The 16,803-nt window shown below is 62.6% G+C and carries 12 protein-coding genes and 2 pseudogenes; 9 read left to right on the top strand and 5 right to left on the bottom strand.

All coding sequences use genetic code 11. The features are described from left to right. Positions 1 to 15: 15 nt before the first annotated feature. Both CAF78_RS20400 and CAF78_RS20395 read left to right on the top strand, forming a co-directional pair. Positions 16 to 1,278, top strand: a complete 1,263-nt coding sequence (locus tag CAF78_RS20400; protein WP_085677470.1) for a gallate dioxygenase — start codon at positions 16 to 18, stop codon at positions 1,276 to 1,278. Between the two features lie 109 nt (positions 1,279 to 1,387). Continuing rightward, the gene (locus tag CAF78_RS20395) at positions 1,388 to 2,635 is read left to right on the top strand and encodes an OprD family porin (protein WP_085677469.1); all 1,248 of its coding nucleotides are present in this window, start codon (positions 1,388 to 1,390) and stop codon (positions 2,633 to 2,635) included. A 6-nt stretch (positions 2,636 to 2,641) separates the two neighbouring features. Here the strand turns inward: CAF78_RS20395 and CAF78_RS20390 are convergent, their stop codons facing one another. After that, a complete protein-coding gene (locus CAF78_RS20390) occupies positions 2,642 to 3,829 on the bottom strand; it encodes a LysR family transcriptional regulator (RefSeq protein WP_085677468.1) in 1,188 nt (395 codons plus the stop codon). A 157-nt stretch (positions 3,830 to 3,986) separates the two neighbouring features. Here CAF78_RS20390 and galB point away from each other — a divergent pair, with 157 nt between their 5' ends. From galB to CAF78_RS20375, 3 genes are read left to right on the top strand one after another with little or no spacing between them, the layout of a single operon-like run. Beyond that, on the top strand, positions 3,987 to 4,721 hold the full coding sequence (gene galB, locus CAF78_RS20385; protein ID WP_085677467.1) for a 4-oxalmesaconate hydratase: 735 nt from the start codon (positions 3,987 to 3,989) through the stop codon (positions 4,719 to 4,721). Beyond that, positions 4,718 to 5,434, top strand: a complete 717-nt coding sequence (locus CAF78_RS20380) for a 4-carboxy-4-hydroxy-2-oxoadipate aldolase/oxaloacetate decarboxylase (protein ID WP_085677466.1) — start codon at positions 4,718 to 4,720, stop codon at positions 5,432 to 5,434. Before galB ends, CAF78_RS20380 begins: the two co-directional genes overlap by 4 nt. Positions 5,435 to 5,436: 2 nt before the next feature. Next, complete coding sequence (locus tag CAF78_RS20375) at positions 5,437 to 6,549, top strand: 4-oxalomesaconate tautomerase (protein ID WP_085677465.1); 1,113 nt, start codon at positions 5,437 to 5,439, stop codon at positions 6,547 to 6,549. A gap of 121 nt (positions 6,550 to 6,670) precedes the next feature. Here the strand turns inward: CAF78_RS20375 and CAF78_RS20370 are convergent. Then, a pseudogene (locus CAF78_RS20370) lies at positions 6,671 to 8,224 on the bottom strand (calcium-binding protein); the annotation flags it as partial. A gap of 10 nt (positions 8,225 to 8,234) precedes the next feature. Between CAF78_RS20370 and CAF78_RS20365 the strand changes: the two are divergent. Continuing rightward, positions 8,235 to 8,432, top strand: a pseudogene (locus CAF78_RS20365) (channel protein TolC); the annotation flags it as partial. An 11-nt stretch (positions 8,433 to 8,443) separates the two neighbouring features. Here the strand turns inward: CAF78_RS20365 and tssM are convergent. From tssM to vasI, 3 genes are read right to left on the bottom strand one after another with little or no spacing between them, the layout of a single operon-like run. Then, positions 8,444 to 11,983: a type VI secretion system membrane subunit TssM gene (gene tssM, locus CAF78_RS20360; protein WP_085677464.1), complete on the bottom strand. Its 3,540-nt coding sequence runs from the start codon at positions 11,981 to 11,983 to the stop codon at positions 8,444 to 8,446. Further along, entirely contained in the window at positions 11,983 to 13,446 is a 1,464-nt protein-coding gene (tssA, locus tag CAF78_RS20355) for a type VI secretion system protein TssA (protein ID WP_085677463.1), read from the bottom strand. Before tssA ends, tssM begins: the two co-directional genes overlap by 1 nt. After that, positions 13,434 to 14,276: a type VI secretion system-associated protein VasI gene (vasI, locus tag CAF78_RS20350; protein WP_256573957.1), complete on the bottom strand. Its 843-nt coding sequence runs from the start codon at positions 14,274 to 14,276 to the stop codon at positions 13,434 to 13,436. The genes tssA and vasI overlap by 13 nt, the downstream gene beginning before the upstream one ends. Before the next feature lie 106 nt (positions 14,277 to 14,382). Here vasI and tssB point away from each other — a divergent pair, with 106 nt between their 5' ends. The 3 genes from tssB to tssE are packed head-to-tail and all read left to right on the top strand — an operon-like array spanning position 14,383 to position 16,800. Further along, entirely contained in the window at positions 14,383 to 14,886 is a 504-nt protein-coding gene (tssB, locus tag CAF78_RS20345; protein WP_085677461.1) for a type VI secretion system contractile sheath small subunit, read from the top strand. Between the two features lie 16 nt (positions 14,887 to 14,902). After that, complete coding sequence (gene tssC, locus CAF78_RS20340; RefSeq protein WP_085677460.1) at positions 14,903 to 16,393, top strand: type VI secretion system contractile sheath large subunit; 1,491 nt, start codon at positions 14,903 to 14,905, stop codon at positions 16,391 to 16,393. Further along, entirely contained in the window at positions 16,390 to 16,800 is a 411-nt protein-coding gene (gene tssE, locus CAF78_RS20335; RefSeq protein WP_085677459.1) for a type VI secretion system baseplate subunit TssE, read from the top strand. Before tssC ends, tssE begins: the two co-directional genes overlap by 4 nt. Positions 16,801 to 16,803: the final 3 nt, after the last annotated feature.

Here is a 16,803-nt window from a genome sequence, read left to right as displayed (position 1 = left end):
ACAGAGGACTTTTACATGGCTCGCATCATTGGTGGCCTGGCCGTCTCCCACACCCCGACCATCGGCTTTGCCGTCGATCACGACAAACAGCAGGACGCCGCCTGGGCGCCGATCTTCCAGAGCTTCGAGCCGATCCGCACGTGGCTGCAAGCGAACCAGCCAGACGTGTTGTTCTACATCTTCAACGACCACGTCACCTCGTTCTTCTTCGACCACTACAGCGCCTTCACCCTGGGGGTCGACGACCAGTACGGCGTTGCCGATGAAGGTGGCAACCCGCGCGATCTGCCTGCAGTCGGCGGGCATGCGGCACTGTCGCGGCACATCGGCCAGAGCCTGATGGCCGATGAGTTCGACATGAGCTTCTTCCGCGACAAGCCGCTGGACCACGGTTTCTTCTCGCCGATGTCGGCGCTGCTGCCGTGCGACGAGGGCTGGCCGGTGCAGATCGTGCCGTTGCAGGTAGGCGTGCTGCAGCTGCCGATCCCCACGGCGCGGCGCTGCTACAAGCTGGGCCAGGCCCTGCGCCGGGCCATCGAGAGTTACCCGGAGGACCTCAAGGTGGCGATCGTCGCCACTGGCGGGGTGTCGCACCAGGTGCATGGCGAGCGCTGCGGCTTCAACAACCCAGAGTGGGATGCCCAGTTCATCGAGTTGCTGGTCAACGATCCGCAGCAACTCACCGAGATGACCCTGGCCGAGTACGCCACCCTCGGCGGCATGGAAGGCGCAGAGGTGATCACCTGGCTGATCATGCGCGGCGCGTTGTCGGCCAAGGTCGAGCGCAAGCACCAGAGCTACTACCTGCCGTCGATGACCGGCATCGCCACGTTGCTGCTGGAAAACCTCGACCAGGGCCTGCCGGCACCGGTCAACGAGCGCCACCGCCAGCACATGCAGCATCAGCTGGCGGGGGTCGAGCGGCTGTCAGGGACCTACCCCTATACCCTCGAACGCAGTGCCCGGGGTTATCGCCTCAACAAGTTCCTGCACCGTTTGATCGAGCCGCAGTGGCGTGAGCGCTTTCTGGCCGAACCCGAGGCGCTGTATGAGCAAGCCGGGCTCAGCGAGGAGGAGCGCGACCTGCTGCGGCGCCGCGACTGGCGCGGGCTGATCCACTACGGCGTGATCTTCTTCGTGCTGGAGAAGCTCGGCGCGGTACTGGGTGTCTCCAACCTGGATATCTACGCGGCCATGCGCGGGCAGAGCCTTGAAGACTTCATGAAAACCCGCAACCAGCCCGTGCGCTATTCAGTAGCCGGTAAAGCCAGCCGCTGACCCAACGGGGCCATTCCTGGCCCCGCAACCTTTGACACAACTCCACGCCCCAGCGCTTCCATGCCGCTGGCTGGCCGCGCTTTGCCCAACAAAAAGAGAAACAACAATAATGAAATCTCGCAAGCTCCACCCCATCCTGCCGGGTGTCGCCCTGGCTGCCAGCCTGCCCTTGGCGGCGGGTGCCGAAGGTTTGCTCGACGACGCCAAGGCCAACCTGACCCTGCGCAATTTCTACATGAACCGCGACTACACCGGCGATGCCAGCCAGAACAAAGCAGCGGAATGGACACAGAGTTTCATCCTCGACCTGAAGTCCGGCTTCACACCCGGCACCGTCGGCTTCGGCGTGGACGTGCTGGGCCTCTACAGCATCAAGCTCGATGGCGGCAAAGGTACCGCCGGCACGCAACTGCTGCCGGTTCACGATGACGGGCGCCCGGCAGACGACTTCGGGCGTATGGCCGTGGCCGGCAAGATGCGTGTTTCCAGGACCGAGCTGAAGGTCGGGGAATGGTCACCGGCCCTGCCCGTCCTGCGTGCCGACGATGGCCGCTCCCTGCCGCAAACTTTCCAGGGCGCCCAGCTCACCTCCAACGAGTGGGCCGGGCTCACGTTGTATGGCGGCCAGTTCCGCCAGAACAGCCCGCGCAACGACGCCAGCATGCAGAACATGAGCCTGTTCACCCGCACGGCGTTCACCTCTGACCGTTTCGACTTCGCTGGCGGCGAGTACCGCTTCAACCAGCAAAACACCCTGCTCGGCCTGTGGCACGCCCGCCTCGAAGACATCTACCAGCAGAATTACGTCCAGTTGCAGCATCAGCAACCCATGGGCGACTGGGTGCTGGGCGCCAACCTCGGCTACTTCTGGGGCAAGGACGATGGCAGCGCCAAGGCCGGTGAACTGGACAACCGCACCGCCTCCGGGCTGTTTTCCGCAAGGTACGGTGGCAACACCTTCTACCTCGGGCTGCAGCAGGTCATGGGCGATGACGAATGGTTCCGGGTCAACGGCGCCAGTGGCGGCACGCTGGCCAACGATGCGTTCGGCTCCAGCTACGAAAGTGCCCAGGAGCGCTCCTGGCAATTGCGCCATGACTTCAATTTCGTGGTGCTCGGCCTCCCCGGCCTGACCCTGATGAACCGCTATATCCACGGCGACAACGTGCACAACGCCAGCACCCAGGACGGCACCGAGTGGGGCCGCGAAACCGAACTGGCCTACGTGGTCCAGTCCGGGCCGCTGAAAGCGCTCAATGTCAAATGGCGCAACTCCAGCCAGCGTCGCAACTGGGGCAGCACCAACAGCTTCGACGAGAACCGGCTCATCGTCAGCTACCCGCTGAACCTGCTGTAAGCCGCGTCAATCGGCAATCACCTGGCGGATGCACGCCATCAGTGCCGCCGCCGCCGGTGAATGCAGGCAACCATTGCGGCAGGTCAGGCCAATGGCCCGCTCGGTATCGGGCAATGCCAGCGGCAAGCGCTGCAGTTCGCCGCTGGCGATCTCGTGGGCCAGTTGATGCTCGGATACCGCTGCCAGCATGTCCGAATGCAGCAACAGGCCACGAATGATCGCCAGGTCCGCGCTCTCCACCACCGGCCGTGGGCCGGCCAGGCCGGCTGCGGCGAAACAGGCATCCAGCTGGTAGCGGGCCGGCGAGCCCGAGCGCGGCAACACCCAGCGCGCCTCGCGCACGGCGGCCAGGCTCAACGGCTGCTGCAACAGCGGGTGGCCACGCCTGGCGAGGAGCACGATCTGTTCGGTGATCAACGGCTCCCCCATCAGGTCGCTGGCATAGTCGTCCGGGCGCAATGCACCCAGCACGAAGTCCACATCGCCGACCCGCAACTCGGTCGCCAGCAGGTCGAACGGGCTTTCATTGGTGATTACCTGCACCTGCGGGTGCTCGGCGGTAAAACGCAGGATGGCCTCTGGCAGGATGCGCGAACGCCCGAGCGGCAACGCCCCCACGTGCACCACACCCTGCAGGCTGCCATGCATGGCACTGAGGTCGCTGTCGATATGGCGCAGTTCGTTCAGTGCGCGGCGAATGGGGAACAGGATTTCCTGGCTGGCGGTTGTCGGTTGCAGCCCGCGCGGAGTACGTTCGAACAAGGGCTGCCCGCAGCCGCCCTCGAGCACCTTGAGTGCCGAACTGACCGCTGGCTGGCTCAGCCCGAAATGGCTGGCCACGGTCTGCATGTGGCGGGTTTCACAGAGCTTGACGAACACTTCCAGCCGGCGTGCCTGGAACAGATACAGCGGCTCCACCGCCGGGGCATCCAACACCTGCGGCACACTGCCCAGCTCCGCCAGCACCCGCTGCGCCCGGGGTAACACACAGTGGCCGTAATCAGTCAGGCGCATACCGTTGGCATGGCGCTCGAACAGTGGCGCGGCCAGCCGTGACTCCAGCTCGGCGATCGCCCGGGTGACCACCGATTGCGCCCTGAACAACAGCTGCGCCGCACGCGACACGCTGCCCGCCTCAGCTACACGCACAAAGGCACGCACCTGCATCAGGTTGGGCAATTCCAGCTCGTTCATGGGCAGTTCCGCTAGTTGGGGCGCTATTGTGGCGACTATGCCCAGCCTGTCGCCACCCGGCAATAAGTAAAACGTATACCTGAACCACTTGAACGCATTAGTCCGCCGTACCCGCCAGTGACATCCTGCCGTTCACCCCTCGCAGGAGCCAAACCCCATGAACGCAGTACAAAAAACCGCCTTGGTGGTCAGCGCCCATTCCGCCGATTTTGTCTGGCGCGCCGGCGGCGCCATTGCCCTTCACGCCGCGCAAGGCTATGCCGTGCACGTGGTCTGCCTGTCCTTCGGTGAGCGCGGCGAGTCCGCCAAGCTATGGCGCAAGGGTGAGATGACCGAGGCCAAGGTCAAGGCCGCGCGCCGCGATGAAGCCCTGGCCGCCGCCGAGATCCTCGGTGCCAGCGTCGAGTTCTTCGACATCGGCGACTACCCGATGCGCGCCGACCGCGACACCTTGCTGCGCCTGGCGGATGTCTATCGCCGGGTGCAGCCGGAATTCGTCCTCAGCCACTCGCTCAAGGACCCGTACAACTATGACCACCCGCTGGCCATGAACCTGGCCCAGGAAGCCCGCATCATTGCCCAGGCCGAAGGCTACAAGCCCGGTGAGCAGATCGTTGGCGCGCCGCCGGTGTACGCCTTCGAGCCACACCAACCGGAGCAGTGCGAATGGCGCCCGGACACCTTCCTCGACATCACCCCGGTGTGGGACAAGAAGTACGCCGCCATCCAGTGCATGGCCGGCCAGGAACACCTGTGGGAGTACTACACCCGCGTCGCCCTGCAGCGTGGCGTGCAGGCCAAGCGCAATGTCGGCATCACCAGCGCCCGCAACATCGTCTACGCCGAGGGCCTGCAGAGTGTCTTCCCGCGTGTGACGGAGCACCTGGCATGAGCGCGCTGATCGGCAAGACCGGCGTCGTCGTGCGCAACATTCCCCGGGCACCCGGCGAAGTGGTCGACGCCTTGGGCCGCCTGGGCGTGGCAACGGTACACGAGGCCCAAGGCCGCAAAGGCCTGCTCGACTGTGGCCTGCGCCCGATCCAGCAAGGCGTCGCCCTGGCCGGCACGGCCGTGACGGTGCTGGTGGCACCGGGTGACAACTGGATGTTCCATGTCGCCGTCGAACAGTGCCGACCGGGCGACCTGCTGGTGGTCGCGCCCAGCTCCCCCTGCTGCGACGGCTATTTCGGCGACCTGCTGGCAACTTCGCTCAAGGCCCGTGGCGTGCGCGCCCTGGTGATCGATGCCGGCGTGCGCGACAGCCAGACCCTGCGCGACATGGGCTTCGCCGTCTGGTCGCGGGCCATCAATGCCCAGGGCACGGTCAAGGAAGTGCTGGGCTCGGTGAACCTGCCGCTGCTGTGCGGCGGGCAACTGGTCACTGCCGGCGACATCATCGTTGCCGATGATGACGGTGTGGTCGTGGTACGCCATGGCGAAGCTGCAGGCGTGCTGCACGCCGCTACCGAGCGCGCCGCGCTGGAAGAACGCAAACGCCTGCGCCTGGCGGCCGGTGAGCTGGGCCTGGACCTCTACGAGATGCGCCCACGCCTGGCCGCCAAAGGCCTGCGCTATGTCGACCAGCTTGCCGACCTGGACCAATGAGCATGAGCCAGACCCGCATCCCCTGCCTGCTCATGCGCGGCGGCACCTCAAAAGGCGCGTACTTCCTGCATGACGACCTGCCCACCGACAGCGCCCTGCGCGATCGCGTGCTGCTGGCCGTCATGGGCTCGCCCGACAGCCGCCAGATCGACGGCATTGGCGGCGCGGACTCACTGACCAGCAAGGTGGCCATCATCCGCCCCTCGCAACGCACAGATGCCGATGTCGACTACCTGTTCGCCCAGGTGCTGGTGGTTGAAGCACGCGTCGACTACGGCCAGAACTGCGGCAATATCCTGGCCGGGGTCGGGCCGTTCGCCATCGAACGCGGCCTGGTCAAGGCCAGTGGCCCGGTGACGCCTGTGCGCATCTTCATGGAGAACACCGGCCAACTGGCGATTGCCCAGGTACCCACACCTGACGGACAGGTCGAATACACCGGCGACACCCGCATCGACGGCGTGCCTGGCCACGCCGCACCACTGGTGATCAACTTTGCCGACATTGCCGGTTCCAGCTGCGGCGCGCTGCTGCCGACCGGCAACCGCCGCGACCGAGTAGACGGCGTCGAGGTGACCTGCATCGACAATGGCATGCCGGTCATCCTGCTGCGCGCCGAGGACCTGGGCCTGAACGGCCAGGAAAGCCCCGCAACGCTGGATGCCGATGAGGCGTTGAAGGCACGCCTGGAGTCGATCCGCCTGCAGATGGGGCCGCGCATGAACCTGGGCGACGTCAGCCAGCGCAACGTGCCGAAACTGTGCCTGGTCTCCCCGCCACGCCAAGGCGGCACCCTCAGCACCCGCTCGTTCATTCCGCACCGCTGCCATGCCTCGATCGGCGTGTTCGGCGCAGTCAGCGCCGCCACCGCCTGCCTGAACGAAGGCACGGTGGCGCAAGGCATTGCGGTGATCGGCAGCGGCGACCACCAACGGCTGTCGGTGGAGCACCCCAGCGGCGAGTTCAGTATCGAAGTCGCGCTGCGAAAGGGCACGTTAACCGGCTGCGGGCTGATACGCACGGCCCGCCTGCTGTTCGATGGCCAGGTGTGCGTGCCCCGGGCGCTATGGTCAAACCCTCTGTCACAGGACAGATTGGCCCGAAATAAACTGTAGGGGCGGATTTATCCGCGATGCGCCGCGCGGGCGGCGCTCGATCTCACAGGCGCCAAATACCTTACGGCAGGCATGAAAAAAAAAAAGGGCCGCAATGCGACCCCTTTCAGCAGACGCCCCCTCACCCAGCGAGGATGAAGTCCGCCACCGTCACCGTCGTGGCATCGGCCACGCCGACTAGCCGGATCGAATCAGCGGCTCCAATGCTGACCAACGTATCCGCACCGACATCGGCAATGTGCACGTTCGCGGCAAAGTTCGCCGCCGTGATGTTGAGCCCGGTGATATCCAGGCGGTCCTGGCCCCCCGACGGGTTGGCATCGAAGTTGATGATCAGGTCGGCCCCGAACCCGGCGGAGAACTGGAACACATCGTTGCCGTCCGTCGCCACCATCGTGTCGTTGCCGGCCCCGCCGTTGACCGTGTCATTACCCTCGGCACCATTGACGAAGTCGTTGCCGGCGCCCCCCTGCAGGGTGTCGCTGCCAACGCCGCCGAACAGCGTGTCGTTGCCATCACCGCCCACCAACAGGTCATTGCCCACATCGCCATCGAGGCTGTCGTTACCCGCCCCACTCTGCAGCGTGTCGTTGCCGTTGCCGCCGTTGAGGGCGTCGTCGCCGGCGCCGCCATCCAGGCTATCATCCCCGCCGCCACCGTTCAGGCTGTCGTTGCCCAGGCCACCGAACAGCTGATCGTTGCCGGCATCGCCATTGAGCGTATCGTTGCCAGCGTTGCCGTTGAGGATGTCATTGCCACCGTCACCGTTGAGGGTATCGTTACCGATACCACCGTTGAGGGTGTTGTTCAGCCCGTTGCCGGTGCCTGTGAAGTTGCCTGCACCGGTAAAGGTGAGCACCTCGACGTTGGCGGCCATGGTGTAGCTGGCCAGGGAGGTCTGCACGGTATCGGTGCCGGCCCCGGTCGCCTCCACCACCACGTCACCGGCATTGTCGAGCACGTAGGTGTCATCGCCCACGCCACCCACCAGCCGGTCGGCACCTGCACCGCCATTGAGCAGGTCATTGCCGGCACCGCCGGTGAGGGTGTTGGCCAGCGCATTGCCGGTGCCGGTGAAGGTGCTGCTGCCGGTGTAGGTCAGGTTTTCAACGTTGGCCCCCAGGGTGTAGCTGGCCAGGCTGGTCCGCACCGTATCGGTACCGCCATTGAGCGCCTCGATCACGCTGTCCCCCGCGACATCCACCACGAAGGTGTCGTCGCCGGCGCCACCGTTCATCACATCCACGCCGGTGCCACCGTCCAGGGTGTCGTTGCCGTCATCACCGTTGAGCAGGTCGTTGTCGGCGCCGCCATTGAGGGTGTCGTTACCCGCACCACCGAACAATTGGTCCATGCCGGCCAGGCCATTGAGGGTATCGTTGCCACCCAGCCCGGACAAGGTATCGCTGCCAATGGTGCCAGTCAGGGTGTTGGCCCCATTGGTACCGACCAGGACCACGCCAGGCGGTACCACTACCGGCGCGGTCGCCGCCGAGGTCACTGACTCCAGTGTGCCGAAGCCATCGGTGTAGCGCACCACCACCCGCAGTTGCTGGTTGCCCTGGGCAAACGCCGGGGTGAAGGTCGCAGCGGTGGCGCCGGCAATGTCGGTGAAGGTGCCGCCCGTACCCTGCTGCCACTGGAAGCTGAAGGCCCCCAGCCCGTCGAGGTCGGCAAGCCCGGCAGAAGGAGGCACCAGTACCAATTCGGACGTGCTCAATGCCGAGGAACTGTTGTTCGAGGCTCGGCATGATCTGTTCGAGGCCAAGTTGCGGTACTTGATGTCGCGGTTGCGGCTGGCCTCTTCGGTCGGGAGCCTGGGGGATGATGACATTGACTTGATCAATGATTACCTGGGGCCAGAGCTGATGGTGAGCAACTGACCCCAAGCTGATCAACCAGGGTTCTGTAGCAGCCCCCGCGGCAGCTTGAAACCTTTGAAGGGTTGCTGGGTGATGGGGTTGAACGCCTTTTCGGCATTCAGCCGATAGCGCACCACGCCATCGCCGGTTGCAAAGCTCAGGTCGACGCTGGTCGGCGTGCGGCCGTTCAGCGCGCCGCGGCTGAGCAGGCGGAACATCGACCAGGGGCCCCGGTACTCCAGGCTGCTGCTGTTGCCATTGTGCCTGAGCAAGGTCAGGTTGCTGCGAACCTGCGGCCCCAAGGTATTGGGCCAGACGATACCGGTGATCTGGCTCGGCCCATGGGTGTAGGAAATCAACTGGCCATCCAGGTTAAGGACGCTGGTGCGTTGGTTGGCACTAAGCCCTAATGGCTCGATGCTGAACTGCACGCTCAGGTTGCCGCGCTGATCGAAGAAGGTTTCGCGGATTGCCTCTGCCAGGTCCAGTTGCTCGAGGACATCGCCGCGGATCAGTGACTGCCCCTGCTCCCCCGCCTGTAAAGCTTCGAGGTTTTCTTTCAGGAACACCTTCAGGTACTGGTCATGGAACTGCTGCAGTCGCCCCTTCGGCCCGAAAAACGCCTCGAAGTCATCCAGGGAGGCATCGGGCGCCTTCACCACGAAGGGGTAGCGCCCGGCCAGGCGCTGCTGGAAGAAGCTGTACACCTCGGCATCCCAGCGGCGCTCCAGCTCGCGCAGGGCTTCAATATTCAGCACCCGCGCCGTTTGATCGGCCAGCTTGCTGGCTTGGCGGTTGATCGGCTCTGGCAAGCGGGTTGCCACCCGCTGCAAGGTGCCGATCGGGTCGTGCACGGTCATCGAGAAGCGCTGATGCACGGCCTGAAGTGCGGCATTGCCACGGTCCGAGCTGTCCTGCACCGCCTTGGCATAATCGTGTACTGCCGCAATGGCGCCGAGGGTTTCATCGTAGTTGCTGGGTTTCTCACCCGTTGCCTGCAGCATGGCGCTGAGCCCGGAAAAGGCCCGCTGAATGGCCCCCGCCTGAGGTTGCTCGGGGACCTCGACACCCACGGTCGATGTTAGCGAAGTGTTTTCCTTCACTGTATCCAACAGCCGATGCAGGGGGGCCGCCGGCCCGGTGAACCGCTGCAGGACCGCGACGCCATGGTCCAGATCGCGGAAGTCGACCACCGAGAAGGCGTTCAATGCACGCCGCCAACTGTCGATGAAGTCGGCGCTGTACAAGTTATGCAGCCGTTCGCTCAGCGCCTCCCGGTCGGCATTCGAATAATCGAGCTGGTCGCGCTCGCCCAGTGCCCACTGGTCGATCATCGCCATTTCTGCAAACCGCTGCCTGCGTGGCTCGAAGTACTCCCTCGAGCCTTTGGCGGTAAGCATGGGCGCCAGCAAGACATCATCGCCCTTGCTGGAGCCGTCAGCCGACTGATACACCACATCGAAGGCCGGCCCCACCTGATGGCGCAGGTCCAAACCAGTGTGCAACTGTTCCCCGGCCTGCTGTTTGAGGCTCGCATAAACCCGCTCGGGCAGCGGCACCTTGCGCAGTACCTGCTGCACCTGGGCAACACGCTGGCGATACTGCGGCAGATCGGCATCGGCATAGGCCATGGCATACTTCAGGTGCTGCATCAGGTCACGTTGCATTTGCCCCTGGCCCGGGAATGTTTGCTGCCACTGGCGGGCCATCCAGTCCTCGACCCATTCGGGCCGGCGGTTCTGGCGGTCCTCCAGCATCCGGTAAACCCTGAGCGCAGCCATTTGCTGCTCACTGCCAGGCTGCGCCGTCTCCATGGCATTGATTACCCCACTGGCCAGGGCCGGCAGGAAGCGCTTGGCAAGCAAGTTGAGGTAGGCCTCATCGACGCGGGGGCCAATGGCACGCCCCTGATACAGGCCTAGATCGGCAACACCCGGCCAGGCGGCACGATAGTCGCCAAACACCGACACGGCATCGCGGATCTGGTCCAGTGGCCCCAACAGGTTGCGCCCGCTAGGGTCCAGTCGCTGGTCCACTTCGTGGTGGCTGTACTCCCGGCTTTTGGCAAGGACGCTGGCGGCCTTGGCGGAGTTGATATCAAAATATCGTTGCCAACTGGCGATGGTCACGCATATAGCCAGTACGCCCACGCCTGAACCTACCCAGAGCAGGTTGCGCTTGCTGCGCGCCACGCTGATGTTGTCCCCGGCAAGCCCGGCTTCCTGATAGATGACACGCTTGAACGCGTGCTGGATGAAGTAGGTCAGCGCCTTGCCTTGCGCCTTGCCCTCAAGCAATGGCAGCTTCGTCTTGTATGGCTGTGCCGCCTCGCGAACGAAGGCATTGAGCATGTCGCCTTGCTGCACCACCGAGGACCAGTACACGCCACGTACCAAGGCAGGCGTTGTGTAGCAGTCACTTGCCAGTGCTTCTTTCAAGAACCCCAGCAGTATCGGGCGCAGGCCAATCAATTGGGCATGCAACGAAAACAGGCGCGCTCGCAGTGGTGCACCGTCCAGTGCATCGAGCCGCTCTACCACCTGCTCGAACAGCTCGCTGAGCAACCGATCGTAGTGGTCACCATATTCATCGAGCCACGCGTCAAAAGAACCGAGCGCATCCAGCTTGAACGTAAAACCCAGCATCTGCTCCCGCGTGGCTGTGGGGAGCTTTGCGTAGAGCTGATCGAACCCGTCCAACAGGTCGAACTTGGCCAGCACCACATACAACGGCAGGCGCGCGCCCAATTGGCTACCCACCTCATACAAGCGGGTGCGCAAGACCTGTGCCTGAGCAACGCGCTGCTCAGGTGTGCCATGCAACAACGCAGGCAGGTCGACGACCAGTACCACGCCGTTGAGGGCTCTCTGACTGCGATTGCGCACCAGCCAACCCAGCAGGTGCTGCCACAACCTGGCCGAGGTATCGGGTGGCAGTTGCGATGTACCTGGCTCCTCGGCGGGTGAGCCTGATTGCGACGCTGCATTGATGAAGGCGCCCGGCGGATCGATGATCACCGCGTCGTTGCTGACCCACCAGCCTATCGGGTAGGCCAGTGCTTGCGCTTGTTGGCCTCGCCTCTGCACCTTGTCGATGCGGGTCAGCGAGAAGTTCTGTTCGGTATGGTCGATGAAAAGGGTCTTGCCAGCATGCTGGTCGCCCAACACCAGATACCAGGGCAATCGGTACAAGGCGCGTCGCCCGCCGGCATTGTGCAAAAACCGCGAAAGCTCCTGATCCAACGCCTTCTCTTGTGCTTGAACGAACGGCAACGTGCGGTCCAGCTCGGCGGCCACTGCCTGATTGCGTTCAGCCTGCAGGTGGCGATTACGCCTGCGCAACACAACGAGCCAGCCCAGCAGGGGTACCAGCACCAGCACCAGGCTTGCCAGCCCCCGATGGGCCATACTGGCCAACGGCTGCTGCTCACCCCACGTCCATTGCGGACCGAGCCACCAGATAGCCGTCAGCATCAGTGCAGCACCCAGTCCGAGCAGCAACGGCATGGCCAGACCGATACGGGTCACCAGGGGCAAGCCCCAACGTTTGAAGTACTTCCATGGTTGATTCATCAAGACTCCCGTTCCTTGTTCCAGTCAGCCTGCATGTGCGCTGTCGCATACAGCTGAAGACGTTGAAACACCTCAGGTTCCCAGGCGCTGGCGGTGGTTTCCTGCATCGTTCGGGCAACGCCTGCACACAGCTCCTGGGCCAACCACGACACGCCCCTTGCTGCCAACAGGTCGGCAGCAATCACGGTGGTATGGCAGCGCTCACGCGGGGCACGGAAATCCGCTTGCATTCCCTGCAACCTGAGCAAAACCGTTTCAACGCCGCCGGTTTCCAGTTGGTTGATCATCTCTTCGCGCAGGTTGGCAAATTCATGGGCGGCTCCCACTTCGGCTGATGGCCCTTGCGCAGCCTTGAGCCATGCCAGGCATTGGTCGTCGACAAACACCGTGCCGTCGCTGAAGCACAGTTGCTGCAGTGCTGGCATACGCTGCACGAACCGTGCGGTCGCAGCGCGAATGGCCTCAGCCACCTCACCCATCGCCAGCCGCGTTGCGGCAGCCGCCGCCAGGAAGCTGCCGCGAATCCAGTAGGGGCTGGCCGTCACACTTTTTTCGATCCGCTGGAGCATGGCTGCGTCAACCGCGGTGCCCGCAACGGCATCTTCATAATCACCGGCAATATCCTGTGGCACGGCCATCAGCTCGGTACGGTTGCCTTGCTTGATGTGGGGTGCCACCTGGATGTGGGCCCACAAGCCGAACCGACGTAGCTGATAACCCGTCGGGTCGTAGGGATCCTGCTGATTGATCAGCTCGGCCATGGTCAGCACGGCCCGGCGTGACTCGCGCTCGTTTCCCAGTGACACGCGGGGCGTCGGTGTGGCAACGACTTCGGCCAGGGGTTCAGGCTTGGTGCGTGTCGCACAAACCTTGGCTGTAGCCGGTTCGCCCGCGCCGCTGGCACGTTCCACGTATTTGCCCAGCTGGCGCTCCAGCTCGCTCACTACAACTTCATCCAGCTGTGCGATGGCCTGCTGCTGTCGTAGGCGTTGCATCGCATGCTGAGCCGCCGCGGCGTGAGCCGGGCCATACGTGAAGCGATCCAGGCGCGGCAGTGCTTCGATCAATCGGTTGAGCACCATCCCCACCAGCTTGCGCTTGCCGAGGAAGCCTTTGGGGCCAGGCTTTGGATGAGCGGTCTCCCAGTAGCCTTCGACGATGCCGCCCAGCAATGCCAAGGTGTATCCCCAGCGTTCCCAGCAGCCAGTTCGCAACCACGCCACGCTCAGGTGCGCGACGATGCGCAAATGCTTGCACTGCTGGCCCAGGTACTGTCGGGAGGCTTCCTCGATGTAGGACCAGTCGATTGAAGATGCCTGCAACCCGCCGAGCTTGACCATTTCCTGGTCTATGGCCTGGTAGGTTTCGTCCTCCACATCGAACAGACCTGCCGGTGCTTGGGCGTCGATGGGGGCCAGCAGCCAGGCAATGTCCTGCGCGGTGACCTCTGCTACCAACGACATGTCTTGCGCGCCTCGTCGATGAGCGGGTCGAGTCCCTGAGCATCAAAAATCAACCCATTGACGGCCGGGTTGTCACTCTCGACCTGAATACGACGAGCCCCGATCAATGGCTTGATCTGTTCGATGCCCGGCAAGCCCCTGCCGGCATCGAGCACCTGGCCGTTCTCCGTCACCTGCCATGGCGTAGGCACGGTCGAACCACGATCCCCCATCAATCGCACCTCCACTCGGCCGGCCTGGATGGGCTGTGCAGCGATCAACTGCAATCTGGAAATGTTCTGCACACAGCTGATCACCAGGTAGGGATGTGGTGCGGCTGAAGCGATTGCCGGCGCCGAGATCATCAGCCCGTCCTCTGCAGACTTGAGGCGAAAAGTCAGGTCCTCTGCGAGTCGTCCCGCCTGATGCGCCATCACGCGCCGCAACGTGGGCGATTCTTGCTCCGGCGCAGGCCATTGCATCGGCGCGAGGTGCGCAGGCGTTCCGGCTGATTTGTCGAAACAAGCCAAGCGCTCAAGGTTGGATACGATTCGCTGGCAATCTTCATCGGAATAGACGGTTATCGAAAGGAAACCGAGTATCAGCGAAAGACTTAACTTGTAGGTTTTTTTACCAATCATCGCAAGAAAACTTCCTGTCAATAATACATGCATCCTATTTGATCGGCGGACTTGCAAGACCACTTCCAGGCACTCCATGACCCAAAAGCGAAATGAGCCTAGCCCATAAAAATAAAGTGCCACAAGTAAATATTTTGTGGCATTTTCGCTCTCGACGAACAGCAACACCGACGGCATGGTTTTTAGGTGGCCAGTAAAAAGTCCCGCCATTTTGTTTGTGCCTCATGGCAATGCTGCGGGAATTTCCTACATGTCGCTTTAAGCCAAGAGACAACTACCAGGAACAACACCCTACAAACCAAGGAGAGGTTCTGTGATGTCAAAGCCCACTGGATCGGTTGCACCTAAAGAACGCATCAACATCAAATATGTACCCGCCACTGGCGACGTACAGGCCGAAGTAGAGCTACCGCACAAGATGTTGGTGCTGGGCGACTTCGGCCTCAGTGAGGCCCGTGCGCTAGAAGACCGTTCGGTCATGCGCATTGATAAACACAGCTTCAACAACGTATTGAACGACGCCGGTGTCAGCCTGGCCATGTCTGTGCCTTCGATGCTCGGCACTGCCCCCGATGCGGAGCTGGCGGTCAGCCTGCAGTTCAACTCGATCAACGATTTCGGGCCAGACCGCATCGCCCGCCAGGTCCCGGAGCTGCACAAACTGCTGGAACTTCGCGAAGCGCTGGTTGCCCTGAAAGGCCCCCTGGGCAACGTGCCGGCGTTCCGCAAGCAACTGCAGCAGCTGCTGAACAACGAGCAAGCGCGCAAACAACTCGCCGAAGAACTGGACCTGGTGCTTGAGGCGCCAAAAGAAGATTGAGACAACGGAGCGTCCCATGCCAAAACCAACCAGCACTCCTGTCGCCGTTGAAACAACTGGCGCGACACCCAGCAATGCCACCTTGCTCGACCAGGTCATGGCCCAAACCAAACTGACACCCGCACAAGAGGGCTACCAAGTTGCTCGCCTGGGTGTAACTGCCTTTATTGCTGAAATACTCAAAAGCCATGATCCCGATCAATTAATCAATAAACATCGCGTTGACCAGATGATTGCGGAGCTGGACCGGGTGCTCAGCAAGCAGATGGATGCCATCCTGCACCAGCCCGACTTCCAGCAACTTGAATCCGCCTGGCGCAGCCTCAAGTTTCTGGTCGACCGTACGGACTTTCGCGAGAACATCAAGCTTGAAGTCTTGCATGTCAGCAAGGACGACTTGCTCGATGATTTCGAGAATGCGGCCGACATTACCTGCAGTGGCATCTACAAGCACGTTTACACTGCGGGTTACGGCCAGTTTGGTGGCGAGCCGGTTGCGGCCATGGTCGGCAACTACAACTTCGGGCCCTCTTCCCCCGATATCAAGCTACTGAGTTACATGGCCTCGGTCGGTGCCATGTCACATGCGCCTTTTCTCGCCGCGCCCTCCCCTGAGTTCTTCAACCTGAGCAGCTTCGAAGAGCTGCCCAACCTGAAGGAGATCAAGGACATTTTCGCCGGCCCACGCCATGCCAAGTGGCGTGCCTTCCGCGAAAGCGAAGATGCCCGCCACACCGCGCTGATCGGGCCACGCTTCATGCTCCGCTCGGCCTATCACCCTCAGGAACAATCGATCACCAGCTTCAATTACCAAGAACACATCGACGGGAAGCACGAGCGCTACTTGTGGGGTAACTCCGCCTTCCTGCTGGCCAGCTGCATCAACGACAGTTTTGCCCGCTACCGCTGGTGCCCGAACATCATCGGCCCACAGTCGGGCGGTGCCGTCGAAGACCTGCCGGTGCACCTGTACGAGTCGCTCGGTCAACTGCAGGCAAAGATCCCTACCGAAGTGCTGATCTCCGACCGCAAGGAGTTCGAGCTGGCCGAAGAGGGCTTCATCGCCCTGACCATGCGCAAAGACAGCGACAACGCCGCGTTCTTCTCAGCCAACTCGGTACAAAAACCCAAGCACTTCCCCAAGACCCCGGAAGGCTTGCAAGCCCAGACAAACTACAAGCTCGGCACGCAGCTGCCTTACCTGTTCATCGTCAACCGGCTGGCCCACTACATCAAAGTGCTGCAGCGCGAGCAGATCGGTAGCTGGAAAGAGCGCAAGGACCTTGAGTCCGAACTGAACAAATGGATCAAGCAGTACGTTGCCGACCAGGAAAACCCGTCAGCCGATGTACGCAGCCGTCGCCCGTTGCGTGCTGCGCGGGTCGAGGTTTCGGACGTTGCCGGTGATCCGGGCTGGTACCAGGTTTCGCTCGCCGTGCGCCCGCACTTCAAGTACATGGGGGCGAATTTCGAAATCTCCCTGGTGGGCAGGCTTGATACCCAATGAGTGGATTTTTCGATGGCTTGGTGACGAATCAGTTCGCAAGCCGTGTGCCGTCCAGGCAAGAGAACGCTACCCAGAAGTTAGCTGCCATCAAGCTTCATCTGGAAACGCTGCTCAACGCTCGCCAGGGTTGCTCACAAAGCAGCCCTGAGCTGGGCCTGCGTGACTTCAACGGGCACGACGTCAGCAGTGGCGACCTCCTGAAGCAAGTGAGCGCGGACATCCGCCGCACCCTTCAACACTTTGAGCCGCGTGTGCAGGTGCGAACGCTCAAGGCCGTGCCCGGTTGTCATGCCCCCCTGGAGCTGCATTTCAGGCTGGACTGCCTCGTGCAGGTCAACAACCACACGGAGCAGCTGCAACTGGAGCTGCTGGTCAACGGCCATAGCCGCCACACCCGCGTGAGGTGACCC

Origin of the sequence: Pseudomonas sp. R28(2017) (assembly GCF_002112505.1) — a bacterium.
In the GTDB taxonomy this organism is placed as follows: Bacteria; Pseudomonadota; Gammaproteobacteria; order Pseudomonadales; family Pseudomonadaceae; genus Aquipseudomonas.
This window is presented reverse-complemented; position numbering and strand designations above follow the sequence as displayed.

Bases quoted from the DNA above. Each gene is read 5' to 3' on its own strand.
- CAF78_RS20400 (WP_085677470.1), top strand. From the start codon at position 16: ATGGCTCGCATCATTGGTGGCCTGGCCGTCTCCCACACCCCGACCATC.
- CAF78_RS20395 (WP_085677469.1), top strand. From the start codon at position 1,388: ATGAAATCTCGCAAGCTCCACCCCATCCTGCCGGGTGTCGCCCTGGCT.
- CAF78_RS20390 (WP_085677468.1), bottom strand. From the start codon at position 3,829: ATGAACGAGCTGGAATTGCCCAACCTGATGCAGGTGCGTGCCTTTGTG.
- galB (WP_085677467.1), top strand. From the start codon at position 3,987: ATGAACGCAGTACAAAAAACCGCCTTGGTGGTCAGCGCCCATTCCGCC.
- CAF78_RS20380 (WP_085677466.1), top strand. From the start codon at position 4,718: ATGAGCGCGCTGATCGGCAAGACCGGCGTCGTCGTGCGCAACATTCCC.
- CAF78_RS20375 (WP_085677465.1), top strand. From the start codon at position 5,437: ATGAGCCAGACCCGCATCCCCTGCCTGCTCATGCGCGGCGGCACCTCA.
- tssM (WP_085677464.1), bottom strand. From the start codon at position 11,983: ATGAATCAACCATGGAAGTACTTCAAACGTTGGGGCTTGCCCCTGGTG.
- tssA (WP_085677463.1), bottom strand. From the start codon at position 13,446: ATGTCGTTGGTAGCAGAGGTCACCGCGCAGGACATTGCCTGGCTGCTG.
- vasI (WP_256573957.1), bottom strand. From the start codon at position 14,276: ATGGCGGGACTTTTTACTGGCCACCTAAAAACCATGCCGTCGGTGTTG.
- tssB (WP_085677461.1), top strand. From the start codon at position 14,383: ATGTCAAAGCCCACTGGATCGGTTGCACCTAAAGAACGCATCAACATC.
- tssC (WP_085677460.1), top strand. From the start codon at position 14,903: ATGCCAAAACCAACCAGCACTCCTGTCGCCGTTGAAACAACTGGCGCG.
- tssE (WP_085677459.1), top strand. From the start codon at position 16,390: ATGAGTGGATTTTTCGATGGCTTGGTGACGAATCAGTTCGCAAGCCGT.